Origin of the sequence: Algoriphagus sp. Y33, from assembly GCF_014838715.1 — a bacterium.
GTDB lineage: Bacteria > Bacteroidota > Bacteroidia > Cytophagales > Cyclobacteriaceae > Algoriphagus.
The window spans coordinates 3,096,814-3,123,018 of the sequence record NZ_CP061947.1 but is presented as its reverse complement, the minus strand read 5'-3'; the positions used below and the strand labels follow the sequence as shown (position 1 = coordinate 3,123,018).

Below are 26,205 nucleotides of genomic sequence, written 5' to 3'. Positions count from 1 at the left end.
TTTTGTTCCTCGTTCTTATGAGTTGTTTTAATTGCTTTTCGCAGCAACCTAAAAATATGGAAGAAGCTGCCGTGTGAGCAGTGGTCCACCAGTTTTTTGAATCCTTGGGAAAGCAGGATAGCGTTTTGCTAAAGCCGATCGCTTTTATGGACGGGCAGACCTGAACAGTTGCCAATACAGTAAGTTCACTAAGAAGGAGTAGTAGCGGGCAGGAAGTTTTGGATGGAGAAAATATTCAAAAAGTTAAACTGAAATCTCTAGTCTTTTAGCTCATACCATTCTATACCACTAAGAGGAATTCTTCTTCCCTGAGGAGCTTCAGGAGCGTAATGTGCTGCGAGATAGTCCAAAATGATTGATTCTGCACTGCCTAAGTCCCATAATCCCTGCGTTTCCTGCATCCAAACGATCTTGGCGTGCCAACCTTCACGGGTAAATCTGTTTTGAAGGATTAATGCGCTGGAGTGGCAATTGGTGCAGTTTGCTTTGACCAGCTCAAGACCTTCACCTGCCATCAATCCTGTCTCCATGTCTTTTCCGTCTAGTATATAGTCGGTGCTTTCACTTTGGTTTGCTGAGAGATCGGGAGAAAGTTCTGCTGAATCCGAACGTCGAAAAGCCGGCAGGTCAGGCTGGAAAACTAAAAAACCGATTAATCCCAGCAATAGAAATAGGATCACTACTAGTCCCGATACAGATGTGACAAGGCCGTCGAAAAGCCTTTTTTTCTCTCTCTGAGAAGATTTTTCGGAAGGATTGGGGATGTTTTTCATAAACTCAGCTTACTTTCACTGCGATTCTATGACAGGCATTGTTTAGATATCCCTTCGGATTCCATGCCGGCATCACCATAGGTTGGGAGATTCCCTGATCATCAGTGGCTTTTGCCCAGACCTCATAATACCCTGGCTGAGGAAAGTCCAAGTCAATAGACCATTGTTGCCAAGCCAGTCGATTTGCGGGTTTTTTCAAAATGCATTTTTGCCATGTTGCCCCAAAATCCGTACTTACCTGCATATCCTTCACTTCATACTCACCTGCCCAGGCATGCCCCTGTACAGTCAATTTTTTGGAAGAGGAAAACATCGCCCCCGATTTGGGGTACGTGATAATTGACTTTACAGGCATGGATTCGATGATTTTCATATCCTCATCCGGTACTTTTTCACCCGGAGCTACCGGATATTTTGGTACACGATAGGCATCTCCCATCATCTTCTCTCCGTCATGCACCTTATTTCTCACAACCAGCTTGTGAAGCCACTTACCGCAAACTGACGCTGGCCAGCCTCCGCACACCAATCTCAGTGGGTAGCCATGAGCCAGTGGAATATCTTTTCCATTCAGTGCCCAAGCCAGAAGTGTCTCATCCTGCATAGCCTTTGCAATAGGAACCCCTCTCGAGATCACTACTTTATTAGGGTCTCCATTGAGGTGCTTGTCTTTGCCATAGTAGCCAATATAAACCGCATCAGATTTGATTCCCACATCAGCCAAGACATCTTTTAGTCTCACTCCTGTCCATTGCGAATTGTAAACAGCCCCTTCTTCCCATTGATTGCCCGAAGCCGGTGGATAAAAACCAGCCCTTCCATTTCCACCGCATTCTAGCACCAGTTGATAGGTGTAGGATTTGAATTTTTGTTTGAGCTCGTCCAAGCGGTATGTTTTTTCCTGAGAAACAGATTCTCCGGCTATCGTGAGTGTCCAGTTATTCACGTCAATATCTTCCGGAATCAGTCCATTGTTCCTGATGAAAATATTTTCAAAAGGAGTTATAGCATCATTCAGTAGATGGGGTGCCGGCTCCACGTTCCAAGGTTTTTCATTGCGGATGATCATTCCTTCAGCTTTCCCTTTCATAGGGTCAAAATCCGCTGGCAATGCAACTGGTTTGTAATCCTTAGGCATGGTGGCAGCGTGGACGATATCGGTTCCCAAAAATGCAGACATAGCTGCAAGTGTGCTTTTTTGCAAAAAGGCCCGTCTATCTTCGGTTAAGCTTTTAGTATTCTTTGGTTTGGTATTGTCAGCGTTTGACATGGCTACAGGTTAGTGAAAAGGGATAGAAAGTAAAATTAAAAATCTTCGGGACTAATGTCCTATTGTCAGCTGTCCATTTCTATAATCCAACTGGTTGTGAATGGAGAAGTAGATCCTTTGGAAACAGGATAATCTTGGCTGATATCTAGCTTTTCATCGATTTCATGCGCTTCATTGTCATAGACAGGAACTTCCTGACTGAGACAGAATACGGTTAACTGAATACTACTTTGAAAAACTTTGCCCACCAGCGGACAAAAATGTCCGATTGATTTTTCGATTGGATACCTTTTTAGGCGAAATAAGCCTGTTTTAGCTGATTATGAATGGCATAGAAATTTGATAGTAGTGGAAGTGGAATATTCTTTTTCCCGGAGTGTTGAGTCTTCAGCGTACTTCGGCGATGAATGAATAGACTTAGGATAGTGGAGCTTACAGCTTGATTAGTCTTGACCTAATAACTAACCATGTTTCCAATGTGGAAGAATTACCTGAAAATAGCCTGGAGAAATCTTTATAGACAGAAATCATTTTCGCTGATTAATGTATTGGGATTGTCTGTAGGCTTGGCTTGCTGCCTGATAATTTTGGCTTTTGTCAAGCACGAAAGATCCTATGATTCTTTTCATTTTGATTCGGATCGGATATTTAGAGTAGTTCAAGAGGTACAAGCTACTAACACTTGGGCTTGGGCTGGAGGTGCGGTTGCACCTATGCTCCGAAAGGAATTTCAGGGTCAACTCGATGAAGTCGTGAGCCTAACACAGATCAGTACTTATTTGTATGCTCCCGATGGAATAACGCCGGATGAGCGATTTAGAGAAGATCGCTTTATTTTTTCAGATGCAGGTTTTGATCAGCTTTTTGGATTTGAACTCAGCAGGGGAAGTTGGAAAGGAGTACTTGAAAATCCTTATCAAGTAGTGATCACGGAAGAGATGGCACTGAAGTATTTTGGAGAGGCAGATCCGATCGGGAAAGTGCTGATATCTACCGGTGATTTTTCTTTTGAAGTTCGTGGAGTGTTGAAAAAACTTCCGTCCAATACCCACATGAAATTCGATTTTGTCTCTGGGATGAATACGTTCAAATCCTTCAATGAAATTCCGCTCACTGCTGATTTTGGGAGTTTTTGGTGGCCACAGACGTACACCTATGTCAAAGTAAATGAACAACATAATCCCGCTGTCATAAGCAAAAGAATTCAGGAAATAAATCCAAAGTATAGAAATCCCGGGGAAGCCAAAGCCTACGTGCATTTTTTGCAGCCCATCAGGGATGTTCACACCAATGCAAGCTTTCAGGGTGAATGGACTCCTCCAATGTCTGCACAGACCTTATGGATTTTCCTTTCCATTGGGGTATTTGTTTTGGTATTGGCCTGTATCAATTTCATCAACCTTGCCACTGCCCGGGCAATCAAACGGATGAAGGAAATCGGGATCCGAAAAGTAAATGGCGCCCATAAGGGCCAGTTGATCGCCCAGTTTCTAGCAGAGTCGTTTTTAATCAATGCGATAGCCATGGTGATTGGTGTTTTGATGGTTTATCTGTCTATCCCACTCATAGCCTCAATTATTTCCTTGCAGATTCCTATTGACTTATTGCAGGATAGTCGATTGCAGTTATTGCTTGTAGGGATTTGGATTTCCTCTTCCTTGATGGCAGGAATTTTCCCCGCATTCTATTTATCAGGGTTAAAGCCGGAGATGATTTTAAAGCAATTTCCCTTAACTAAAGGAAAGTCAATGTTGAGAAAATCTCTGGTGGTTTTTCAGTTTGTCTTATCTACGCTTCTTGTTTTTTGCGCTTCGGTAGCTTTTTATCAGTATCAATTTATGACTAACTCATCGATGGGCTTTGAATCGGAAGGTTTGATTTCTGTAAAAATGGGGAATTTGGCCAAAGAAAAAGGAGATGTGTTAAAACAGGAACTTTCCAAACTCTCCGGCATTGGAGCTGTCAAATTTACCAGCGATAGACCGGGGATTGACACGGGATGGAATCCGACGGCTGATTATCCTGGCATCAAAGAAGGAGAAACCACGAATATCAATGTGCAATATGTAGATGCAGGCTATTTTGAAAGTCTGGGTATCCCCATACTTTCTGGGCGGGAGTTCAATGAAGATGGGGCTGACCGGGGAGTTTCAAAATTGATGAGAGACCGCTTCCCTGAATTGAGCAATGTGGCTATGATCGTGAATGAAGCAGCATTGGCTTGGATGGAAAAAGATCTAATTTCAGTTATTGGATCAGATTTACGGGTGTTCACTGAGGAAAATGGTGAGCTTTTTTCCAATTATAAAGGAAATGTGGTGGGAGTAGTCAAGAATTATCATACCCGGGATTTAAGGTATTCGATCGCCCCTACGATCTATTTGCCAGCCAAAAATGCGGCATTTGATGGGACCAATTACGTTTTGATCAAAGCAGATAAAGGAATTGATGAGGAAATTTTGGGACTCTTGAAAGCTACATGGAAGAAAGTAAATTCGGGGTTACCTTTCGATTATAAGTTTTTGGATGAGGATATCGCCTTGCAGTATGAACAGCAGGCAAAAACCAGTTCTCTTTTGGGATCATTTGCTTTCCTGACATTACTTATTTCCTGTTTGGGCTTGCTGGGATTATCCATGTTCACGGCAGAATCCAAAAGGAAAGAAATAGGGATCCGACGCGTGCTTGGCGCATCGGCTTTGACCATCGTAAATAAACTGACATCTGAATTTCTGATTCTTGTTGGGGTTTCCTTGTTGATTGCTTTGCCACTTAGCTATTATTTGATGGAAGAATGGTTGGATCAGTTTGCATTCAAAGTCCCGATCTCAGCTTGGTTTTTCTTGGCTTCCGCTGCCATTTCGATTGTTTTGGCTTATTCCACCGTTTCAATTCAATCGTTGAAAACTGCCTTAGCCAATCCCGTGGATGCCATCAAGAATGAATAAAACATTAAAGTCAAAAAGAATATAAAATCCTTTTCTCTGAGTTAACTAACATGTGGAAGAACTACTTTAAAATCGCAATCCGTAATCTGTCCAAAAACAAATTACACACGGGAATCAATTTGATCGGGCTTACACTGGGTTTGGGGGTGAGTACGTTGATTTTCTTTTTTGTGCAGTTTGAGGTCAATTTTGATGATTTTCATAGTGAAAGTGATAGGATTTTCCGAATACAGCGATTTGAGGTTGAAGATGGAGAAGGCAGTGCTTCTTTTTCTACTCCTATTATTACTGCACCTACTTTTGCGGAGGAATTTTCGCAAGTTACCCAAACAACGCGCTTGGTGAGTGGTGCTGCCCAGACTTATCTGGATGAGGAGACCACCCAAAACCAGCCTTATTTGATGGTGAGTCCAGAGTTTTTGGAAATTTTCAGTTTTAGGTTGCTTCAGGGGTCCAAAGAGCAAGTGCTTCAGGACAAGTTTAGTGTGGTGATCACGGAAGAAATTTCCAAAAAGTACTTTGGTGATGCAAACCCCATCGGCAAATTTCTCAGAATGAAGATGGGAGACAACTACGAGGAATATAAAATTACAGGTCTTTTGGAGAACCTGCCTGCAAACAGCAGTATAAAGTTTGAGGTGCTGATGAATGACAGGAACCTGGATTTTAATGTCGCAGAACAAAACCAGAATTCTTGGTTTAATGTCTACGGAGATACCTATGTAAAATTAAACAATGCATCTGATAAAGCCGTCGTAGAAGCAGGAGTGGAAGGTATGATGAAAAAGGTTCTCGGAGAACAATACAAGCCAGGGGAATATACCTTTACGCTCCAACCAATCTCTGAGATGCACCTGACAGATAATCCGGATCCGGGTATGATAGAATCCACCCGTCCATCGCTATTGTGGATTTTGGCAGGAATTGCATTTTTGACTCTGTTGATCGCCTGTATCAATTTTACCACAATGGCAATAGGCAGGTCTACCACCCGTGCCAAAGAAGTGGGTGTTCGCAAGACCATGGGAGCAGATTTCGGCCAGTTGGTTTTTCAGTTTCTGACAGAGGCATTTCTGACCACTATCGCAGCATTGGTTTTCGGATTGATCTTGGCAGAAGCTCTGCTTCCTATTTTTAACAATCTGTTTGATAAGCAACTTGATCTGGTTTATGGGCCGACTCAACTCTTGATATTAGGTGGTTTGGTAGTCTTAATTACTGCGCTGGCAGGCGCATATCCGGCCTTTTTCATGTCCAGTCTGAAGCCTATTAAAGTGCTGAAGGGCAATCTCTCAATACGTTTTGGGAAGCAGGCGCTGCGAAAGGGATTGGTGGCATTTCAGTTTTTTATCTCCTTTGTGTTGATCGCCTCGACATTGATTATGGTCAATCAGATGGAAGCAGTTCGGGATTATGATTTGGGTTTTGACCAAGATATGGTGGTGCTGGTGGATATTCCTGATGTGCCCAGTACGAGTTTCGTAAAATCGATAAATGAGAGCTTTGCACAGGCAGAGAAATACCGCCAGGCTTTGGAAGGCAGATCAGAAGTCCAATCTGCAGGAATTACTATCGCAACCTATGGAGACGATGCGTTTTGGAATGGAGGATTCCCGACGGAAGATGGCAAGCAGTTTAATTTCCGATTGAATTTTGTGGGTGGGGATTATCTGAAAACCCTTGGTCTGGAGCTGTTAAGCGGTCGGGATTTCAATCCTGAAACCGGATCAGACGGCAACGCGGTATTGATCAATGAGACTTTTGCAAAAGCTATGAAATGGGAGGATCCTCTAGGGGAATCACTTCCGAGTAATAAAATAGGCAACCATGAAATCGTGGGCGTGGTAAAGGATTTTAATCATAATTCCCTGTATAAGGAGATAGAACCGGTAATCCTGGCAAAAAGCCCTGAAACAGTATTTAGTGGAATCAATATGCTGATGATCAGTTCAGGCACCAACCCGAAGGTAATGGTGAAAGGCAGTGGGACGGATTTCGAAGTTTTCAAGACTATGCTTGAGAATGAATGGAATCGGGTGTTTCCAATGGAGGCTTTTAGTTTCAGCTTTCTTGATGAGGCCGTTCAAAAAGAATATGTAGCAGATGAGCGATTGGGGAAAATGGTCTTTCTGGCTGCCTGTATTGCCATACTGATAGCAGCGATGGGGCTATTCGCCATGGCAGCACTGAGTATAGCCGGGCGAACCAAAGAAATAGGTATCCGAAAAGTGTTGGGTGCTTCTAGCTGGAGTATATCCTTGATGTTTAACAAAGAATTTCTAATCATAACGGTGGTGGGAGTATTGGTGGCTTTGCCGTTGAGTCTGTATTTTATGAAGGGGTGGATTGAGCAGTTTGCGGTGAAAGAATGGCCATCTTGGCTCAACTTTACCTTATTGGGATTTGCGGGAATCGCGTTTACGATTGCAATAGTTTCTGCCCAGTCTTTCAGAGCTACCCGGATGAATCCTGTGAAGACACTTAAAGATGAGTAGGGTAACTGGGGTTTCGTCATTGCGCGGAACGAAGCAATCTCTTTTACGGAACAGATTGCTTCGCTCGTACCTCGCTCGCAATGACGGATAAAATGAACCCTCCAATTTTAGAATTTTCCAATCTTTCAATTCTAACAAAATGCTGAAAAACTACTTTAAAATAGCCTTTAGAAATCTGACGCGAAATAAGCTGAGGACAAGCATTCATATTTTGGGTTTGTCGATAGGCATAGCGATTTGCTTTCTGATCTTCAATGTGGTGACACATTCCTATAGCTTTGATCAATTCCATCCGGATAAGGAGAGAATATACCGAATTAATACCCTGACGGATTGGGGGGATGAGGGAAGTTTTCCCAATTCAGGAACTCCGGGGCCGCTCGGTGAGGTGATTCAGGAGGATGTGTCGGGGATAGAACAAAAAGGCAGACTTTATACGATGGATCAGACCATGGTTGCCTTACCTTCCTCCGGTAAAGTGTTTGGGAGATCAGATAAGGTGACTTTTGCGGATCAGGGATTCTTTAAGGTTTTCCCGAGAGAATGGCTGGCAGGAAATCCTGAAACTGCCTTGCTCCAACCTGAATCACTGGTGATCACTGAAGAGAGCTTGCATAAGTATTTCCCTGGTTCTGAAGCATCAGATGTGCTGGGACAGGAGTTGATGTTTGCAGATTCTGATTCCATCTATGCTAAAGTGACAGGTGTAGTTGCTGACTATACCAAAAACACGGACTTTATTTTCACTGATTTCATCTCTTTTAGCACAATTCGGACAGAGGAGCAAATAGAATGGTATGGTTTGCATGACTGGACATCGGTCAATTCAAGCAGTCAACTTTTCGTCAAACTAGCCAAAGGGGTATCTCATGAGTCAGTAGATAAGGCATTTGAACCTCTAATTGCAAAAAATATGGAGGCTAAAGAGGATAGCGGATATGGCACAAGTTTTTTTACAGAACCCTTATCCGAGCTGCATTTTGGAGAGAATTATGCCTATGACAATGTTTCCAAAGTTTTCCTGAATGGCTTGATTCTAATAGGTTTGATTATTCTGGTGCTAGCAGTGCTGAACTTCGTAAACCTTGAAACTGCGCAAGCCATAGGTAGAGCCAAGGAAGTAGGAATCAGAAAAACAATCGGAGGAACGCGAATTCAGTTGATCACCCAGTTTCTTGCAGAGACATTTTTGATCGTCTTGTTCAGTACTGTCTTGGCAATGGCATTTGTCGAAGGGCTCAAAGTGCTATTTGCAGACTATCTTCCGAAGAATTTCAGTGTTGAATACTTTACTGTTTACAATATTCTTTTCTATGTCGGGTTCTCTGTTTTGATCTCCATGATCGCGGGGATTTATCCGGCTCTGATTCTTTCTAACTATGACCCTCAGCGGGCCTTGAAGGGAGAATTGATCAAGAGTGGTAGTTTTTCTGTAGGAGTTTTTCTGAGAAAGAACCTCACAGTGATTCAACTGTCATCTTCTATTGCTTTTATTATTCTGGTTTTGGTACTGAACTATCAGCTGAAGTATGTGACCAGCCAGCCGCTGGGGTTTGATAAGGAAGCCGTAATGTACGCCTATCTTCCCTTCATGTCGGATCCTGACAAAATGCTTCAGCTTCAGGATCGCTTTAATCAGGAGACAATGGTACAAAGTGCCAGTTTGAGCGGTAGTTTGGTGTCGTCTACGAGTCTTTGGACATCTGATGCCAAAGTGCCTGTGGACACAACTGAAAAGGAGATTTATATACAGGTGATGAATGTCGATTCGGCCTTTGTACGGGTAAATGGTATTCCGCTGATAGCAGGCTCGGATGGGATAGATCGAAAAGATGAACTAATGGTTAATGAGCAATTTGTGAAAGAAGCCGGTTTCGCAAGTGCTGAAGATGCCGTAGGAATAGAGATAGAATATAGTGGGGAGCAACGGAAAATTATCGGAGTGGTTGCTGATTTTCATTCCAGGACACTTAGAGAAGGAATTCGCCCACTTCTCTTCACCTATAATCCTCAATTTTTTCAAACAGTGAATGTAAAGCTGAATTCCAATCAAAACCTGGCTGCGGCAAAGGAAAAATTGGAGAAGATTTACCTGAGTATTTATCCCTACGAATCAGCATCTTTTAGCTTTTTGGATACGCAGATAGATCGATTCTATCAGGAAGATGTGAAAATCAAAAATGTCCTTGGATTTGCCTGTGCGCTTGCGATTTTGATTTCCTGTCTCGGCTTGTTTGGTCTTTCCAGTTTCACAATAGCCCAGCGAACCAAAGAGATCAGTATCAGGAAAGTCTTGGGCGCAACTCTACAGCAGATTCTCTTTTTGATCTCCAAAGAATACATGATTTTGGTGGGAGTTTCATTTCTAATCGCTGTATTCCCTGCATACTATTTTCTCAATGATTGGCTAAATGGCTTCAATACCCGGGTAGAAATGCCGTATTTGATATTTGTAGCAGCGGGTCTGGGAGTGATGGGAATATGTATGCTTATCGTAGGTATCCACTCTTACGTGGCTTCGCAGACAAATCCTGCCAAGGTGCTGAAGAGTGAGTAGTGTGGATTTGAGATTTAGGAAATCTTTGCTAGAAATCCCCCTAGCCCCCTTAAGAAGGGGGAATGGATTCAACGGTACTTCAATCTTTTACATTAAAATGGATAACTATAAAAGTTTAGCTTTGAGGTTCAGTTTGAGGTGAATCCCCCTTTACAAAGGGGGCAGGGGGATTTATTATTTGAAATCACTTCTATTAATCCCGTTTTTATCTTCCCAATCATCAATATAGAGATTTAGCTCATTCAAAACATATCCTATGTCCTTCTTAATATCTATATCCGAAAACCTTAAGAAATTTAGTCCTAAGTCCTCCAAGATTTTCTGACGTTTTTGATCATTCAGGATAGCCTCTTCATTGAAATGTGAGTCTCCGTCAATTTCGATGACGAGATTTAATTGTTTACAAAAAAAATCAACGATGAAATTGCCCAAAGGCTTTTGTCGATTGAATCCATATCCACGGAATTGGCTTGCTCTTATTTTTTGCCAAAGCAAAATTTCCGACAGTGTGCTATGCGATCTAAGTTCACGGGAAAATTCCTTTAGTGACTTGTTGTAGGGTAAAAAATACATAGGATAAATTTATAAAACTTTTAGATCCTATGAAAAAAATCCCCCTAGCCCCCTTAAGAAGGGGGAATAGCCTCAATGGAACTTTGGCCCCTCTTTATTAATATTTTTTATTGTATTGATTGATATCTGAGGTTCAGTTGATGCGACTCCCCCTTTACAAAGGGGGCTAGGGGGATTTATTAAAACAAATTCAAATTTCCGCCCTTGCGAAACTTGCTAAGGTCAAATTCGGGCATGGTTCTACCCGAAAAATATTTCCGTTTTGATGTGGCAAACAGCAGATTGATCATTTCTGCGACTTTGCCTTCACCCCGCATCCTTCTTCCAAATTGCGAATCATTGAGTTGACCGCCATGCATCGAGCAGATTTGATCGATAACTTTTTGGGCTCGGTCGGGAAAGTTTTTGTGAATCCAATCTTCGAAAATGGGGCCTACACTTCCGTTAAGGCGAACTACGGTCATTCCTGCCGTGAGTGCACCATGATCTGCTGCGGATTTGAGGATTGCAGGGGTCTCATGATCAGTCAGACCCGGGATGATCGGTGCGCACATGACCCCCACGGGGATACCTGCTAAAGAAAGTTCTTCTATTGTCTTTAGCCTCTTGGATGCACTGGCAGTTCGAGGCTCCATGGTACGTCTTACATGTTCATCGAGTGAAGTAATAGAAATAAAAACTTTGATCAGCCTATCCTGAGCCAGATCCTGAAGCAGATCTTTGTCACGTAAGATCAGGCTGTTTTTAGTGATCATTCCTACCGGGTGACGATACCGGGCAAAGACTTTCAGCAGACTTCTGGTAAGTTCCATCTTACGCTCCAGCGGCTGATAGCAATCGGTGTTACCTGCGACGCTGATCGGAACGGGTTTCCAGCTTGGCTTATGAAATAATTTTTCCAGAAGCAGGGCTGCATTTGCTTTAGCTATAATTTTGCTTTCGAAGTCCAGTCCTGCATCAAATCCATAATACTCATGTGTATTTCTTGCATAGCAATAGCTGCATCCGTGTTCACAGCCTTGGTACGGATTAAGTGAGTACATCATGCCCAAATCAGGACTTTCAATTTTGTTTACAATCGTTTTGGAGTGTTCTTGGTAAACTTTTGTCTGTGGGGACTGGATCAGCGGTTCATCCAGTCCCTCAATATGCTCGCTGACATAACGGTGCTTGAGGAATTTATTGTCAGTCTTAATCTGCGACCCACGTCCTTTGAAATAACTGTCTTTCAATTCATTTTCTTTTATCACACCTCAATATACCGGCAGTTTGGCATACGAAAAAAGGATGAAGAATGATGGCGACAGGAGATGTCTGGAAAGGTGGAAATGCTTTAGTCATTTAAGGATGAGGACTGTAGACTCCAAAGGAAATGAAAGCAGAGTTACAAGCTCTGCTTAAGGGTAAGATAAGAAAGGATGTGATTGTAAAAGAACACCGTAGGTGTAACACATTTGTAGCCTCAGGTTGACGGAATGAATTACGATTTCGGGTTTTGGCCTAAGGGATAGCTATTGGAAAGATAGTAGTTGGCCAAAAGGAGGATAGGCAAGGATTTTAAATTACAAAAAATAGGAGGATGGAATTACGAACCCCACCCGGTGTCCAACCAAAAATCTGTGGAGTAATAAGTTGCGGTGACAGTGCAGTTTTGGATAATTATAAAAAAACACCTTTCCCGAAAAAATCAATAAATAACCTAATAAGTAAATAAAATTTTTAATTAAGTTTTTTATCCCATAATTCACATGAAAGGTTAAATTGCATTATAAAACTAATCGGATCCCAATTAAAAAGGATAAATTTTATCGCATGTCCAAATCTAATTCTTTTGTTTTTTTGGCGTTAATTTCTACCGCTATAGTAGTAGCATGTAGCAGTCAGAAGCAAAGTTCAGACGAGGGCTTTACTGAGCTTTTCAACGGGAAAAATCTAGATGGTTGGGTAGGGGACAAGAGTTCTTATAGAGCTGAAGGTGGGATGATCGTCATAGACCCCAAAGGAACTGGGGGAGGAAATTTATATACAGAAAAAGAGTATGGTGATTTTATCTTTCGATTTGAATTTCAATTGACATCTGGGGCAAATAATGGTTTGGGAATTCATGCTCCTCTTGAAGGAGATGCAGCCTATGTGGGAAAAGAACTACAGATTTTGGATAATACAGCAGAGAAGTACGCGGATCTTCAAGCATACCAATTCCACGGTTCTGTTTATGGGGTGCTACCTGCCAAGCGTGGATTTCTTAATCCTGTGGGAGAATGGAATACTCAAGAAGTGATAGTAAATCATCCCCGCATCAAAATCATTCTGAATGGAGAGACTATTTTGGATGAGGATTACTTGGAATCAAGCAAAAACGGCACCTTGGATCAAAAAGATCATCCGGGTTTGCAGCGCAGTTCGGGACATATAGGCTTCTTGGGGCATGGAGATGTAGTCCGCTTTAAGAATATCAGAATCAAAAAACTATAAAATAACTTAGAAATAAATTTATTAAAACATGAGTAAGAATATTGAAAGTATTGATCGTAGAGACTTTGTCAAAAAGAGTGGTTTAGGACTGTTAGGCGCTGCGTTGGCTCCTTCACTTTTAGCGAGATTAAATGCCGGTGAGCGTCTGAGAACGGCTCATATCGGGCTTGGAATGATGGGAATGGCGGATCTGGATGCCATTTCATCCCATGAGCTGGTAGATGTGGTGGCACTTTGCGACGTAGACACGGCCATGATGGACAAAGCGAAAGTTCTTCATCCAAATGCAAAGACTTATACTGATTATAGGGAGCTTTTGAAGGAGATGTCTGATGAGATTGACGCCGTAGTCGTTTCTACTCCGGATCATACCCATGCGCCGGCTTCCATCATGGCTATGAAGATGAATAAGCCTGTGTATTGCCAGAAGCCATTGACTCATCATGTGAGTGAGGCAAGGGAGATGAATGAGCTTGCTGCCAAGAAGAATTTGGTGACCCAGATGGGCATACAGGTTCATTCGTTCTATGATTATAAACTGGCAACCTTACTTATTCAGTCGGGAATTATCGGTAAAGTCCATACCGTTCGTGCCTGGTCACCAAAAGACTGGGGTTACGATGGGCCTGAGCCGGAGGGATCTGATCCTGTGCCTGCCAGTTTGGATTGGAACCTGTGGCAAGGAACTGCTCCGGAGCGTCCATACAAGGAAGGTTTCTATCATCCGGGGAATTGGAGAAAAGTGATGGATTACGGTTGTGGTACACTTGGTGATATGGGTGTGCATATTTTTGACACCCCGTATAATGCGCTTGAGTTAGACGTGCCCCGTACGATTATCAATGAGTGTCGTGAACCTACCGGATTCGGTTTTCCTGCAAACAACGTAGTAACCTATGAATTTCCCGGGACTAAGCATACTGCTGAGACCTTGAAATGGGTTTGGTACGATGGAATCGGAGCACCGGAAGCTCATGAGGATTTGGTGTTGCCTAATGGAGATGAGTTGCCGGATCAGGGAGCCATGTTTATGGGGGAAAAAGGAAGGTTGTTGTTGCCACACTTCCAGCAGTTACCGCGTAAAATCGTGGATGGCAAGTATGTGGAAATGGATATAGAATCATTCAATTTGGGCAAGCCGGTGAAAGATTACGATTCCGAAAGCAAGAAGCACTACCACCAGTTTGTGGATGCCTGCCTAGGCAAGGGTCAAACAACGGCACCATTCTCCTATGCATCTAGATTGACAGAGACCATTTTACTTGGTGTGATCGCAGGGAGATTCCCTAATCAGACACTTCACTGGAACAGTAAGAAGGCTAAATTTGATGAGAAGGAAGCAAATAAGTTCTTGAAAGGAAAGTATCGCAAGTTCTAGTCCGGAGTAGTAAGTAGCTAGACACAAGATTCAAGATTCTAGAACTAAGAATCAAGAGCCAAGATTCGAGATCCGGGAATGGGGTTTAAATATTGAGAATTGAACCTTGGGTTTGATCATTGATTTTGTTCGCCAGCGAACAAAAATGTTCGAGATAGTAAGCATGCCTAAAGTATAAAAATGCCTCTGGAGTTTATCCAGAGGCATTTTTTGTGGCATAAAAGTGGAAAAGAGTACAAGCAGTAGTAAGCTGTAGTCACACTGGCTAGGAAATCAGGTACCCAAATGCGTAAATAGAATTAAAACTTAGAATAAATAATTGGATTAACTTAATCTTCCAATATTTCAATTTTACAATCTTTCAATACATTAATGATACAATTAAAAGAAGTAGATAAATACATAGAATCACGGTTTCAGCGTGTGTTTATTCTCAAGGGAATAAATCTTACAATAAATGAAGGGGAGTTTATCACGCTTATGGGGCCAAGTGGTGCCGGGAAATCCACGCTGCTGAATATCCTTGGTTTACTGGATGAGGATTATGATGGGGAGTACTTTTTTGGTGATAGAAACATCAAATCAATGAGGGAGCGAGACCGTGCAGCACTTCATAAAAGTGAGTTCGGTTACATCTTCCAAGCTTATCATCTGATTGACGAATTGACTGTATATGAGAATATTGAGACGCCGCTTTTGTATAGAAAAGTATCTTCCAATGAGCGCAAAAGCATTATAGCAAATCTCTTGGATAGATTCAATATGGTGGCCAAAAAGGATCTCTTTCCGGCCCAGCTTTCCGGAGGGCAGCAGCAGTTGGTAGGTATCGCAAGGGCGGTGGCGGGAAAACCCCGTGTACTTCTTGCAGATGAGCCTACGGGTAATCTCCATTCCGGACAGGCAAAGGAGATTATGGAGGTTTTTCAGGAATTGCACAGGGAAGGAACAACCATTATTCAGGCTACACATGCAAGAGAAAATGCGGATTACGGCACACGATTAATCGATATGCTGGATGGTAAAATTGAAAAAGATGAAGCGATTGTTCATGTATAGAAAGAATTTAATACTGATTATGGCTGTCCTGTTTGCGGGTACTATTCAGGCTCAGGATACATTGAGGATCAATTTTCGTCAGGCGGTAGATTTGGCTTTGGCTGCAAATGTTGACTACCGAACCCAGTCCAATACTTTGGAAGTATTAAAACTGGAGAAGCAGTCTGCTCTGCTTTCCCATCTTCCGAATGCAAATTTCAATAGCTCATTTGGTCGACAATCAGGGCAACAGACCCAACAAATAGAGGGTGAGATCGTAGTGACAAGCGTGACCAATGAAGTGGTAAATGCAGGGTTGAACATGAATATGCCGATTTTTAATTCGGGCAGGAGAATTCTGGATACGCAATCTGCAAAACTTGCCTATGAAGCTGGCGAAAAGGGGCTGGAAAGAGCCTCTCAACAAGTGATGTTTGATGTGTCCAGAAGATACCTTCAAGTGCTTTTGGATAAGGAATTGGTCAGAATCGCTATTGAGAATCTGGAGAACCAGAAAGAAACTCTGAGGCAGATTGATGGATTTGTGGATGCAGGGCTTCGTACCCTGTCTGACAAATACAATCAGCAGTCTGAAGTGGCGAGACTGGAATCGGTGTTGGTAGATGCGGAACTACAATACGAAAATGATCTATGGGATTTGTCAGAATATCTTCAGTTGGAGGCAGGGGTGATGCCTCTTTTGGAACCGGTTGATCCTAGGACGGCTGCTGTAAATATTGAGGGGATGAATATGCAGGATCTATATGAACTAGCGCTGTCAAATCGTGCCGATGGTAGGCAGCAGAAACTTTTAGTGACTTCATACCAAAAGGATATGCAGGCTATCAAAGCGATGTATTACCCAAGAATTGGTGCGTTCTACAATTACAATACGTTCTTTACTTCACTTGATGATAGGAATCTTCGGGATCAACTCCTGAAAGTATATCCCCAGAATACAATTGGGCTTAGCTTGTCGATACCCATCTTCAATAATTTCCAAAACAGATTGGACGTAAGTAGAAGTCGGGTAGCTTATAAAAATCAGATTTTGCAGAAGGAATCCGTCGACAGAAAAATCTATCAGGATGTGAAACTTGCCCATCTCAATTATATGGCCGCTGTGAAAAAAGAAGGAAATACAGGAATTCAGGTACTGGCGGCAGAAGAAGCTCAAAATGCGATTTCAGAGCGTTTCCGTTTGGGGATTTCCAATTTTGTGGATTTGGCTACTGCCAATCAGCAACTTGTAAGTGCACAAGCTGATCAGGCACAGGCCGTTTATACCTTGTATTTCCAAGAAGTCTTGATGCAGCACGCCTTGGGTACCTTGAATGTGCTGGATTGAAACGAACTAGGTTTTGATCACATAGGCACATAGATTTCATAGGAAATGAAATTCTACTTCATTTGTTAAGTCTATGCTTTCTATGTGCCTATGTTGTGTTATAGTTTTTAAGTGGGAGGCATGATGATTTCTCTGGTACGGTTTTACATTGTCAAGTCTTTCGTAGTACTTATTGACAAATGTTTTTTGACCATTATGAAAAATGTTTACCACGTTAAAATTTATAAGTACTCCCTTTGGCGCCTTTAACAAATTGAGGTAGTTAATAATTTGCGCTTGGTGAATTGGGAGAATCTCTGAAACTGATTTTATTTCAACTACAATTTGCTCTTCGACCAAAAAATCGCACCTGAGCTGAGCGTCTAAAAAGTGACCTTTGTACTCAATGGGAATGACGAGTTCACTTGCGAAGGGAATGACGAGTTCACTTGCGAATCTTATGTTCTGGGTCGCTAATTCGATGGCCATACACTTATGATAGATACTTTCTAAAAGACCTGGTCCTAAGCGTTTATGTACTTCTATTGCAGCCCCGATTATTTGGTAGGAGAGCTTGTCAATTGATTTTTGAGTAGGTAGCATCCCATCTTTTTATCAAAATATACCAATTTTTAGAAAGAAATCCACGTCTTACTAATGCGTTATATAATATATGTTCAGGAAGAAATTAAGCCTAGTTTTATGTTTAAGAGGTGAACTGGAGTATTTATGACCCTTCTCATCTTCTCTGGTAAAAGCGAAAAAAGCAGGCTCGGAAGCCTGCTTTTGGGTTGTGGTGGTTAATAGTAGTTGGTGGTTTTAATCTTATAGCATCGCAAAGAACATGTCCAAGTCAGGGATCAATACGATTCTTGTTCTTCTGTTGATTGCCATATTTTCAGGAGTATCATTTTCCACAAGTGGCATATAACTAGCTCGGCCTGCAGCTATCATTTTCTCAGGTGCAACACTGTAGTCCTCTTGAAGTTTTCTGACGATGCTGGTTGCTCTTTTTACCGAAAGATCCCAGTTGTCCTGAACCACTCCCGTAGAAATCGTTCTTGGATCAGTGTGTCCCTCGATCATCACTTGTAAGCTTGGCTCGGCATTGATCACCTCGGCAAGTTTTGCCAAAAGAGGATCCGCTTTGCTGTTAATTCTATAGCTGCCTGTATTGAAAAGTAGTTTATCAGACACAGAGATCATTACTACAGTTTGGTCAATACTGATGCTGACATCATCATCTTCACCGTCTACAGTGGTTGCAGTGATGTTTTTCTTCAAATTATATTCTACTGCCAGATTGACTGAATCCTCCAAAGTCTGCGCTTGGGCCAATTTATTGGGGTCTACATTGGCCAAAGTCTGCTTCATCTTCTCTTTGGAGTTTTTGGACATGACAGTTGCGCCTTCTAAACTAAGCATGCCATCGTTCTGCATGGTCAATGCGTCATTGGTGTCGCGAAGAGAGTTGATTCTTGCATTATATTCTGCAACTCTATTCTCGATGATTTGCATTTTCTCTTCAAGCTCAGCTTTTTCTTGCTCAGTAGTGGCCAGTTCAGTTTGGGTTTTAAAAAGATTGCCTTCCAGCTCAGTGTATTTTTTCTTTGAAACACATGACACCATCACAGTGGCACTCAACAGTCCGGTAACAATTAGTGATTTTTTCATAGTTAATTTCTTTGTATTTCGATCACCTGTTTCAAAGCAATTGCCACAACTGTAAATTTGTTGTATTTTCAGGTGAAAGTCCTGAAAAGACGCAAATGGAGCCTATAAATTGGGTTTTGACAAAAAAAAGAAGCTCCAAAACAGGATTGGAACTTCTTTAAAAAACTGTGGAACGACTACACAACCTGCATAGTAGATTACTCATGAATCCAAGCTTGTTATTCCAGTTGCCTGTTTAGAACTTTAAATTCATTCATCACCCGATATGCCGCTCTGGTGATGTCTGATTGGAAATTTGGGGAATCAGAATCAAAACTGGCTGCAGTGTAACCTTGCCATATTGTATTTCCTCTTTTGCTATCAATTACATAGATTACGAGCATACCTTGATTTTGGGTATATCTTACCTGATTGTATGTCTCATCTTTTTCCTGCTCTTTGTCAAGTTCGCCCTCGGCTGTTTCAGGTACAGTTCCTACACGCTTTAGCCAATAGTCGAATTCCGGCTGGACATATCCGCGGTATCTGATAGAGTCCATGAAAATCTTGTAACTCACCAGCAAGTCCGGCTTAGTGTCATGTTCTCTGAAGCCTTGCGAACCTAATCTAGCCCCGATGGTAGCGCTCAAAACGGGCGAAATCATGCTGGTGTCTGTTTCGGTCGGAACTACAAAGGCAAAGGTTTTGTACTTTTTAAAGGATGCCTGATAATTGTAGTCGTAGTCGGTCACATAATCTTTGGAGGAAAAGCATCCCGCACAAATGAAAATTAGAAGAATAAAAAGGAGGTAAGTGTTTTTCATGGCATAAAGAAATGAGTGGTTGAAAGGTATTTCACTAATTACGAACCCGGGTGGTTAGATGGATTTAACTAAAATTAACATAGAAATGTTTGAAGTAATAAGTTGAATTTCAGTTGACTAGCCCATTAATTTACTATAAAATCAATATAATAAGCAGGTCGACGGTGTATTACTTTCTTTTTCTGTTAAAAAATGAGTAGAAAATGATAATTATGTTGTTTGATGAATAGTTTTCTGAGATTAAACGCTGAGGCACAATCTTGTACTTTATGCAGGGAGTTTTTACCGCTTGGGCCCCGTCCTGTTTTTTCGATTCATCCCAAAAGCAAAATTCTGATTATAGGCCAAGCTCCGGGAACTAAAGTACATGCTACAGGGACTCCATGGAATGACGCCAGCGGGAATGAACTGCGTCGATGGCTGGGAGTAGAGCGAGAGCAATTTTATGATCCGAAGATATTTGGAATAATGCCAATGGGATTTTGCTATCCGGGAAGGGGCAAAGGCGGAGATATGCCGCCCCGGCCGGAATGTGCACCTACTTGGCATGCTCGTATGAGGGCAGAGATGCCGGAGATTCAATTAACCTTGTTGATTGGACAATATGCACAGAAATATTACTTAGGAAAGAACAGTAAGAAAAACCTGACAGAGACGGTGCGGAATTATGAGGCGTATCTTCCCGGGGTTCTGCCTCTTGTGCATCCCTCGCCCCGCAATCTGATGTGGAGGAGGAGAAATCCTTGGTTTGAAGAGGAGGTGGTGCCTACCTTAAGAGATATTGTCTCTTCATTTCTACTTTAATACCCTTGGGTAATCGTGACTTCTGCCTAGCTGATATGAGGAGAGGGCAGTGGTAGCGTTCCGGTTTACATTTCAGGCTTTGTCTTGATATATTGAGACGAATATGCTTAAGCGTTTAGCCGGGATTTTGTGTTAGGCTTCCTCGCAGCTATAGTAGAAATACCAATGAATAAGAAGATTTAATCCTCCTGATTCTTAAGCATCCACATATTTCGTTTAATCAGGGATTTATCAGAGGGGTTGTGGGCCAGTTCTAAGGCAGTTTGATAGTGCGAGAGGGCGAGTTCCGCATCGACATCAGAATAGAGTTTTCCCAGAAGCGAATAATAGAATTGATCGTCTTTAAGGTCTAGTTTTTCTGCTTCTTTAATCGCACTTTTTGCGCCTGATACTTTGGAGACCGCATAGACTCTATTGAGGGCTGCTATCGGAGAATATTCCAGATGCAGCAGATGATCATAGCTTTGCAAGATTTGTTGCCATTTGGCCGGAGTATCCCTTTTAAGGGTGTGACAGGCTGCTATGTCTGCTTCCAGATGATATTTCGAAAGATGGGTTCCGTTAGCAGCATTGTTTAGAAAGTAATTCCCACGTTCAATGAGTTCTTGGTTCCAAAGGCTTTCATCTTGCTCGTGATATAAGACACTTTCTCCCAGGTTATTGGTGCGGGCGTCAAATCGGGAAGAATGATAGCACATCAGCGCCATCAGGGCATTTACCTTTGGGGAATTGGTAGCGGCATTTTGGATCAGCATATAATTCAACCGCATAGCCTCCATACATAGATCCTTTCTGAGATTGGTCTGCTGTGAAGTAGAATAATAGCCTTCAGAAAATAAAAGATAAAGCGTAGTTAGGACAGTTTCTAATCTTTGGGAGATTTCTGCTAGACTCGGTTGGATGATCGGAAGATTAGCTTTTTTCAGTGTTTCTTTTGCCCGCTTAATGCGCTTATAGATAACTTCTACATTGGTTACAAAAGCATCGGCGATCTCCTGTGCGCCAAAGCCACAAAGTAAATTTAGGGCTAAAGCAATCTGGGATGCAGGCGGGATGATGGGGTTACAGACTGCGAATATCATTGCCAATTGGCTGTCGGTGATATTCTGATAAGATAGATCCAGCTCGACTTCCTCACTTAAGGGCGAATCCCTTTTTAGTTGAGGGGAAAGTTTTGAATCAAATAACAGGCTTCGTTTAAGATGATTTTTTGTTTTGTTTTTAGCCACGGTATAAAGCCAGGCCGTAGGATTGTCGGGTAATCCATGATGGCTCCAGTTCTCAGTGGCTGATAGAAAAGTATCACTTACAATATCTTCTGCCTCCTCCACATGGGCTATTCCAAAAAGATTAATTAAGACAGAGACGATCTTCTGATACTCATTTCGGAATATATGGGGGAGTAAGTCTTCTTTGTCCGACATGATTTGGGGCTAAACAATAAAGTTTCTATAAAATTAGAGGGGAAAAGCGATTACTAAAAGTCGCTTTCCCCAATACAATTAATGATCTGCAGGTGTCACTGCTTTTCTGATTTCCACATTGCCGCCAAGTTCCAAAACCGGACATCCATTGGCAATTTCGGCGGCTTCATCATAGCTGGAGGCTTTGATGAATATCATACCTCCAATCGCTTCTTTGATCTCAACATAAGGGCCATTGAGAATCTGATTCTTCGATTTTATAACTCGTCCTTCTCGGTCCCAGCGCTGAACCGGACGGGAAAGTTTGTCTTCTGCGGATAACTTTGCAAACCAATCCTGCCACTGCTTCAGATGATTTTGTAAACCTTCTGCAGATGGCTGACTTTCTTTTGAACCAAAATCTCTCCTGAATATCAATAAGAACTCTTCCATAGCATTTTTTTTAAAGTTACTGAATCAACCGAATTGGCCCACTGTATAAGAGCCTGGTTTTACGGGAAAAGCTGATTGCAACCGGTTCCAGGTGTTGATGGAAGTAGCGATGAGTGTAAGATCAATCAATTCCTCTTCAGTGAAATGTCCACTTACTTTCGCGTAGACTTCATCACTAACTTTGGCTGCGGTAATCGCTTCTGCCCAGGCCAAGGCAGCTCTTTCACGATCTGTGTAATAAGGAGTTTCTCTCCATGCACTTAGACCATACAGTCGCTGCTCAGTTTCTCCCGCTGCCCGGGCATCCTTGGAATGCATATCCAGACAAAACGCACAGCCATTGATTTGGGAAACCCGAAAGACCACCAACTCCTGTAATGATTTTTCGATGCTTGATTTTTTCAAATAGGCTCCCATTGCAAAGATTGGTTTAAGACCATCTGTTGCTTTTTCAAATAAATTAATTCGCTTTTCCATAATATTAGAATTTTGATTGTTATACCTCTATGACAATCAAATTTTCGGATCTGGACAAAATCGAAATCTTTTTTAAAGTTTTTTTGATGCCTTAGAAATAGTTCCCGCTGAATAGCGCAGAAAAAAACGTAATTCCCTTCTGTTAAAATGGGTTAAGCTGCATAGGAATTAGTTGGATATTTGTCTGATATGTAGTTTTTTAAGAATGATTTTGAAAAGTGTACTCCGCTGACTTTAAGATTTTTCAACTCTAAGTTTTCCTTATGAAACGCTTCATAGTCCCACTGGCAATTTCCACATGGGTAGGTTGCAGCCTTTTTTCCTGTTCTAAAAGCACCGAAAGTAACTCCACTCCTAAAAACTTTACTCTGGAAATCACTGATTCTGTTGAGATCGACTATCTCGGGGAAATGATGTTGATCGACTATGATCCTGATGAAGACAAATATCTGTTGACTACGGATGTATATTATGAATATCTCGAAGTGGATGATAAGGGGAAAATCCTGAATCATAATAAATTCAATCCTGAAGGAATAGACGCTGTTGAGACATCCTTGGGCTTAGGATATGTAGATGGAATGGTCACAGTTTTGACGCAAACCAGTGGGTACTATCAATTTGTGGATTCTTCCAAAGTTGGTGAAATCCCTATTCCATATAATTACCAAATATTCATGTTTTACCCAAAGCTTGGAGTTTTTAGAGATAAGGACAAAACTTATTTTCCATCACTTTGGCCAGAGACATTTGCGGTGAATATGGATGAAGGAGACTTTTATAGAAAGTTGTACAGACTTCCTGTACTCAGTTCGCTTGATGAAACTACCCGGGACACCATAGGAGTGGTGAGATTACCGGAAACTTCCAAACTATTAGATGGACAAGTACATGGATTCCCTATACCGGTATATACCAAAATTGAAAATACCCTCCTGTTGAGCATGTGGCTTGAGCCGAGGTTTTATGTTTACAAACAGTCAGGTGATAAATTTGATTATGAAAGGACTGTTGAAGTGGATATTCCCGGCTGGGTTCACTATGATCCAGTCCCTGCGGATAAGGCAGAGCAATTTTTTGAAGGTTTTTCAAAGAAATTGTCAGGCAATTTGACCAACTTCTTTAAGGTGGGAGATAATTATGTGGTTGTCTATAACAAAGGAATTTCAGCAGAGCAGATGTCTGAACTTGGCCAACCAAATGACGGTGGGCTTGCCCGACGGAAAAAGAATCCAAACTATGCCGCGATTTTTGATAAGGACTTCAACCAGTTGGCTACAAATGTCCCATTTCCCGGCACAAGCAATTACCCGATGGTGGTCAATAAGGAGGGAGAATTGGTCGTCTCCAAAGTCGCAGGTATGTCCGAGACAGAAGATGATGGGGTTATTCTTTACAAATTGAAATTGACGCAGAAATAGTGGATTGATATGTTTTTAAGTAATTTATTATTAGCATATTAAATCAGATTTTTACTTTAACCCAAACTCCCATATGAAAAGTCCTTTCAACCAAATAACAATCCTTGTTCTGTTATGTAGCTTTTTTTCCTGCGCAGAAAAAACTCAATCGGGGAACGCACCAATCACTTTTTCTTTAAAAATCACTGATTCGGTGGAGATAGATCATCTTGGGGAAATGAAATTGCTGGACTATGAACCAAAGACCGAGAAGTATTTGCTTGCTACAGAAGAGCCTAGGGAATATCTTGAAGTAGATTGGCAGGGTAAGATTTTAAATCACAATGAATTCAATCGGGACGGAATAGATGTAGTGGGCCGTGCAGTAAGTCTTGGGTATTTTAATGGAGACGTGACTATCTTTGATTTTCAAAAGGGCTACTTCAGATTTCAGGATTCTACCAAAATTGGCGAAATCACTTTGCCCTATGACTATGATGTTTTTCTTCCCAATCCAAAGCTGGGCTTGTTCGAATCGGGTAATAAAATCTATTATCCAAAGCCAGTTCCAAATTCATTGATGGCCAATCATGCAGAAGAAAATATGTTTCAGCTTATGTATGATCTTCCGATCATTGAATCTCAGGATAAAACCACCGGAGATACCTTAAGCGCACTCAGATTACCTGAAACCTCCGAAGTATTCGATAATCAAGTTCACGGGTTTCTTATGCCTGTTTATACTATTGATAAGGATAAGTTGCTTCTCAGTATCGGAATTGAGCCAAAATTTTATGTGTACAATAAGGAAGAAGATCAGTTTGTCTATTCAAAGACTGTAGAGGTTACTATCCCGGATTGGGTAGGCTATACACCTGTGCCAATGGATAAGCCTGAGAAGTTTTTTGAAGAAATCAGGAAAATTAGACCTGGAAATCTGGGTAATATATTTGCAGTAGGAGACTATTATTTAGTTATCTATCACAGCGGAATTTCAGAAGAAGAGTTAGCTCAGCTTGATCCATCCACCAGATATGGGGTGGGGGCACTCAAAAAAGATCCTTATTACGCCGCAATTTTCGACAAGGACTTTAATCAATTAGCCACAAATGTACCTTTTCCTATTACCAGCAATTACCCGATGGTAGTGAATAATGAAAGAGAATTGGTCGTGTCCAAAGTCGCCGGCTTATCTGAAACAGAGGACGATGGGATCATTCTATATAAATTGAAATTAACGAATGAATAGCACTAGCTTTTCAAGCACTCCCTTAATCCCTCCTTCATCTTTGTAGGCTTGAGTCCGTAGGCTTTATCAATTTTCGAAGAATCAAAGCAGTAGTCTGAATCTGTTTGGTAGCGAAGTTCGGCGATTTCTTTCATCACCGGCATAAAAAGCCCAAGGATACTGACTAGCCAAGCCGGCATCACTTGCAATTTGAGCTTGGTGCCAAGTTGTTGATTGGTCATTTCTACAATTTCTTTTACCGAAGGATAGGAATCATCGGTGGGCAAATTCCATGTTTGGTTCCAGGAATCTTCCTGCAAGGCCAAAAATGCCGTAGCTTTACCTGCATCAGGTATATAGATGAAGGAATGTTTTTTATCTCCTGAATAGAGCCATTGTGCGTTTTTACCGGCTTTCATTCGTTTGATTACCAGTTCATCCAACACGGAATTGCTGGCATCGGGGCCATAAAAATCCGGGGCTCTGGCCACAATAGCGGAAATTTTTCCGCTTTTCACCTCAGCCCATAGCATATCCAAGATTTGCTTTCTTGCTTTCCCCTTTCTGCTTTTTGGATTGAGCGGGGTTTCTTCGGTAAGATGACTAATATGGTCGGGATCGCAGGCGTACATATTATCAAAAAATACCAGTTTGGCTCCGTGAACAATGCATGCATCCAGCGTATTCCTCATGATAATAGGCCAGTCTCTTTCCCAAACAGCTGATTTGTATTGAATACCAGCCAATAGAAATACTATGGCTGAGCCTTTTACTGCTTCAGCCACAGCACTAGCATCCAACAAGTCACCGGAAATCAGTTCATCTGTTGGGTTTACTTTTTTGGGAGTTCGGCTGAACTGACGTATGGCTATTCCTGAACTGCCGAGTTCTGCAGATACGATTTTGGCTATGTTGCCATTGGCACCGAGGATGGTATGGACTGACATGGGAAATGGATTGATAGGCAAACGTGGATAAACTACATTATTTTGAGTATATGACTTTTGAAAAGTCAACATTCAATTCCCCAAGATAGGTTATTCACTATGAAATTTTTCCCGTGTTTGTTTATCCTTCTATTAATCTTTGGTGGTGAGTGTAAAACTGCTGGCGGGTATGATCCGGATTAGAT

At 41.8% G+C, this 26,205-nt stretch carries 22 protein-coding genes; 10 read left to right on the top strand and 12 right to left on the bottom strand.

What is annotated here, in order from left to right:
• Positions 1 to 257 precede the first annotated feature (257 nt).
• The 3 genes from ID165_RS12535 to ID165_RS12525 all read right to left on the bottom strand — a co-directional run bounded on the left by ID165_RS12535 (position 258) and on the right by ID165_RS12525 (position 2,291).
• The gene (locus ID165_RS12535; protein WP_225587115.1) at positions 258 to 773 is read right to left on the bottom strand and encodes a hypothetical protein; all 516 of its coding nucleotides are present in this window, start codon (positions 771 to 773) and stop codon (positions 258 to 260) included.
• A gap of 4 nt (positions 774 to 777) precedes the next feature.
• Positions 778 to 2,043: a sulfite oxidase gene (locus tag ID165_RS12530; protein WP_192351084.1), complete on the bottom strand. Its 1,266-nt coding sequence runs from the start codon at positions 2,041 to 2,043 to the stop codon at positions 778 to 780.
• A gap of 65 nt (positions 2,044 to 2,108) precedes the next feature.
• The gene (locus ID165_RS12525) at positions 2,109 to 2,291 is read right to left on the bottom strand and encodes a hypothetical protein (protein WP_192351082.1); all 183 of its coding nucleotides are present in this window, start codon (positions 2,289 to 2,291) and stop codon (positions 2,109 to 2,111) included.
• 228 nt (positions 2,292 to 2,519) lie between these two features.
• Here ID165_RS12525 and ID165_RS12520 point away from each other — a divergent pair, with 228 nt between their 5' ends.
• From ID165_RS12520 to ID165_RS12510, 3 genes are all read left to right on the top strand, one after another.
• Complete coding sequence (locus tag ID165_RS12520) at positions 2,520 to 4,991, top strand: ABC transporter permease (RefSeq protein WP_192351081.1); 2,472 nt, start codon at positions 2,520 to 2,522, stop codon at positions 4,989 to 4,991.
• A 50-nt stretch (positions 4,992 to 5,041) separates the two neighbouring features.
• Entirely contained in the window at positions 5,042 to 7,486 is a 2,445-nt protein-coding gene (locus tag ID165_RS12515; protein ID WP_192351079.1) for an ABC transporter permease, read from the top strand.
• 139 nt (positions 7,487 to 7,625) lie between these two features.
• Positions 7,626 to 10,043 (top strand): ABC transporter permease, encoded by a 2,418-nt coding sequence (locus ID165_RS12510; RefSeq protein WP_192351077.1) that lies wholly within the window; start codon positions 7,626 to 7,628, stop codon positions 10,041 to 10,043.
• 174 nt (positions 10,044 to 10,217) lie between these two features.
• Here ID165_RS12510 and ID165_RS12505 read toward each other — a convergent pair whose 3' ends face one another.
• Together ID165_RS12505 and ID165_RS12500 are read right to left on the bottom strand one after the other, a co-directional pair.
• Positions 10,218 to 10,616: an endonuclease domain-containing protein gene (locus ID165_RS12505; RefSeq protein WP_192351075.1), complete on the bottom strand. Its 399-nt coding sequence runs from the start codon at positions 10,614 to 10,616 to the stop codon at positions 10,218 to 10,220.
• 179 nt (positions 10,617 to 10,795) lie between these two features.
• Positions 10,796 to 11,848 carry a PA0069 family radical SAM protein gene (locus ID165_RS12500; RefSeq protein WP_192351072.1) on the bottom strand — a complete coding sequence of 351 codons (1,053 nt, stop codon included), beginning with the start codon at positions 11,846 to 11,848 and terminating at the stop codon, positions 10,796 to 10,798.
• A 580-nt stretch (positions 11,849 to 12,428) separates the two neighbouring features.
• On the opposite strand from ID165_RS12500, the gene ID165_RS12495 reads away from it, so the two are divergent.
• From ID165_RS12495 to ID165_RS12480, 4 genes are all read left to right on the top strand, one after another.
• Entirely contained in the window at positions 12,429 to 13,091 is a 663-nt protein-coding gene (locus ID165_RS12495; protein ID WP_192351071.1) for a DUF1080 domain-containing protein, read from the top strand.
• 28 nt (positions 13,092 to 13,119) lie between these two features.
• Positions 13,120 to 14,469 carry a Gfo/Idh/MocA family protein gene (locus ID165_RS12490; RefSeq protein ID WP_192351069.1) on the top strand — a complete coding sequence of 450 codons (1,350 nt, stop codon included), beginning with the start codon at positions 13,120 to 13,122 and terminating at the stop codon, positions 14,467 to 14,469.
• A 372-nt stretch (positions 14,470 to 14,841) separates the two neighbouring features.
• Positions 14,842 to 15,525 (top strand): ABC transporter ATP-binding protein, encoded by a 684-nt coding sequence (locus ID165_RS12485; protein WP_192351067.1) that lies wholly within the window; start codon positions 14,842 to 14,844, stop codon positions 15,523 to 15,525.
• Positions 15,503 to 16,852, top strand: coding sequence for a TolC family protein (locus tag ID165_RS12480; protein ID WP_225587114.1), 1,350 nt, complete (start codon positions 15,503 to 15,505; stop codon positions 16,850 to 16,852). Before ID165_RS12485 ends, ID165_RS12480 begins: the two co-directional genes overlap by 23 nt.
• Before the next feature lie 36 nt (positions 16,853 to 16,888).
• Here ID165_RS12480 and ID165_RS12475 read toward each other — a convergent pair whose 3' ends face one another.
• From ID165_RS12475 to ID165_RS12465, 3 genes are all read right to left on the bottom strand, one after another.
• The gene (locus ID165_RS12475; RefSeq protein ID WP_192351063.1) at positions 16,889 to 17,434 is read right to left on the bottom strand and encodes a GxxExxY protein; all 546 of its coding nucleotides are present in this window, start codon (positions 17,432 to 17,434) and stop codon (positions 16,889 to 16,891) included.
• A 222-nt stretch (positions 17,435 to 17,656) separates the two neighbouring features.
• Positions 17,657 to 18,505: an OmpA family protein gene (locus tag ID165_RS12470; protein ID WP_192351061.1), complete on the bottom strand. Its 849-nt coding sequence runs from the start codon at positions 18,503 to 18,505 to the stop codon at positions 17,657 to 17,659.
• Between the two features lie 218 nt (positions 18,506 to 18,723).
• On the bottom strand, positions 18,724 to 19,308 hold the full coding sequence (locus tag ID165_RS12465) for a DUF4136 domain-containing protein (protein WP_192351059.1): 585 nt from the start codon (positions 19,306 to 19,308) through the stop codon (positions 18,724 to 18,726).
• 222 nt (positions 19,309 to 19,530) lie between these two features.
• On the opposite strand from ID165_RS12465, the gene ID165_RS12460 reads away from it, so the two are divergent.
• Positions 19,531 to 20,112 (top strand): uracil-DNA glycosylase family protein, encoded by a 582-nt coding sequence (locus tag ID165_RS12460; RefSeq protein ID WP_192351056.1) that lies wholly within the window; start codon positions 19,531 to 19,533, stop codon positions 20,110 to 20,112.
• A gap of 179 nt (positions 20,113 to 20,291) precedes the next feature.
• Here ID165_RS12460 and ID165_RS12455 read toward each other — a convergent pair whose 3' ends face one another.
• The 3 genes from ID165_RS12455 to ID165_RS12445 form a co-directional block, all read right to left on the bottom strand.
• Positions 20,292 to 21,536: an RNA polymerase sigma factor gene (locus tag ID165_RS12455; protein WP_192351054.1), complete on the bottom strand. Its 1,245-nt coding sequence runs from the start codon at positions 21,534 to 21,536 to the stop codon at positions 20,292 to 20,294.
• Positions 21,537 to 21,614: 78 nt separating this feature from the next.
• Positions 21,615 to 21,968, bottom strand: coding sequence for a YciI family protein (locus ID165_RS12450; protein WP_192351053.1), 354 nt, complete (start codon positions 21,966 to 21,968; stop codon positions 21,615 to 21,617).
• Positions 21,969 to 21,992: 24 nt separating this feature from the next.
• A complete protein-coding gene (locus ID165_RS12445) occupies positions 21,993 to 22,445 on the bottom strand; it encodes a carboxymuconolactone decarboxylase family protein (RefSeq protein ID WP_192351051.1) in 453 nt (150 codons plus the stop codon).
• A 263-nt stretch (positions 22,446 to 22,708) separates the two neighbouring features.
• On the opposite strand from ID165_RS12445, the gene ID165_RS12440 reads away from it, so the two are divergent.
• Both ID165_RS12440 and ID165_RS12435 read left to right on the top strand, forming a co-directional pair.
• Positions 22,709 to 23,866, top strand: coding sequence for a hypothetical protein (locus tag ID165_RS12440; RefSeq protein ID WP_192351049.1), 1,158 nt, complete (start codon positions 22,709 to 22,711; stop codon positions 23,864 to 23,866).
• A 193-nt stretch (positions 23,867 to 24,059) separates the two neighbouring features.
• Positions 24,060 to 25,094, top strand: a complete 1,035-nt coding sequence (locus ID165_RS12435; RefSeq protein WP_225587113.1) for a hypothetical protein — start codon at positions 24,060 to 24,062, stop codon at positions 25,092 to 25,094.
• 2 nt (positions 25,095 to 25,096) lie between these two features.
• On the opposite strand, the gene ID165_RS12430 is transcribed toward ID165_RS12435, so the two are convergent.
• Positions 25,097 to 26,020 carry an NAD-dependent epimerase/dehydratase family protein gene (locus ID165_RS12430; protein WP_192351045.1) on the bottom strand — a complete coding sequence of 308 codons (924 nt, stop codon included), beginning with the start codon at positions 26,018 to 26,020 and terminating at the stop codon, positions 25,097 to 25,099.
• Positions 26,021 to 26,205: the final 185 nt, after the last annotated feature.

Bases quoted from the DNA above. Each gene is read 5' to 3' on its own strand.
- ID165_RS12535 (WP_225587115.1), bottom strand. From the start codon at position 773: ATGAAAAACATCCCCAATCCTTCCGAAAAATCTTCTCAGAGAGAGAAA.
- ID165_RS12530 (WP_192351084.1), bottom strand. From the start codon at position 2,043: ATGTCAAACGCTGACAATACCAAACCAAAGAATACTAAAAGCTTAACC.
- ID165_RS12520 (WP_192351081.1), top strand. From the start codon at position 2,520: ATGTGGAAGAATTACCTGAAAATAGCCTGGAGAAATCTTTATAGACAG.
- ID165_RS12515 (WP_192351079.1), top strand. From the start codon at position 5,042: ATGTGGAAGAACTACTTTAAAATCGCAATCCGTAATCTGTCCAAAAAC.
- ID165_RS12510 (WP_192351077.1), top strand. From the start codon at position 7,626: ATGCTGAAAAACTACTTTAAAATAGCCTTTAGAAATCTGACGCGAAAT.
- ID165_RS12505 (WP_192351075.1), bottom strand. From the start codon at position 10,616: ATGTATTTTTTACCCTACAACAAGTCACTAAAGGAATTTTCCCGTGAA.
- ID165_RS12495 (WP_192351071.1), top strand. From the start codon at position 12,429: ATGTCCAAATCTAATTCTTTTGTTTTTTTGGCGTTAATTTCTACCGCT.
- ID165_RS12490 (WP_192351069.1), top strand. From the start codon at position 13,120: ATGAGTAAGAATATTGAAAGTATTGATCGTAGAGACTTTGTCAAAAAG.
- ID165_RS12485 (WP_192351067.1), top strand. From the start codon at position 14,842: ATGATACAATTAAAAGAAGTAGATAAATACATAGAATCACGGTTTCAG.
- ID165_RS12480 (WP_225587114.1), top strand. From the start codon at position 15,503: ATGAAGCGATTGTTCATGTATAGAAAGAATTTAATACTGATTATGGCT.
- ID165_RS12475 (WP_192351063.1), bottom strand. From the start codon at position 17,434: ATGCTACCTACTCAAAAATCAATTGACAAGCTCTCCTACCAAATAATC.
- ID165_RS12470 (WP_192351061.1), bottom strand. From the start codon at position 18,505: ATGAAAAAATCACTAATTGTTACCGGACTGTTGAGTGCCACTGTGATG.
- ID165_RS12465 (WP_192351059.1), bottom strand. From the start codon at position 19,308: ATGAAAAACACTTACCTCCTTTTTATTCTTCTAATTTTCATTTGTGCG.
- ID165_RS12460 (WP_192351056.1), top strand. From the start codon at position 19,531: ATGAATAGTTTTCTGAGATTAAACGCTGAGGCACAATCTTGTACTTTA.
- ID165_RS12455 (WP_192351054.1), bottom strand. From the start codon at position 21,536: ATGTCGGACAAAGAAGACTTACTCCCCCATATATTCCGAAATGAGTAT.
- ID165_RS12450 (WP_192351053.1), bottom strand. From the start codon at position 21,968: ATGGAAGAGTTCTTATTGATATTCAGGAGAGATTTTGGTTCAAAAGAA.
- ID165_RS12445 (WP_192351051.1), bottom strand. From the start codon at position 22,445: ATGGAAAAGCGAATTAATTTATTTGAAAAAGCAACAGATGGTCTTAAA.
- ID165_RS12440 (WP_192351049.1), top strand. From the start codon at position 22,709: ATGAAACGCTTCATAGTCCCACTGGCAATTTCCACATGGGTAGGTTGC.
- ID165_RS12430 (WP_192351045.1), bottom strand. From the start codon at position 26,020: ATGTCAGTCCATACCATCCTCGGTGCCAATGGCAACATAGCCAAAATC.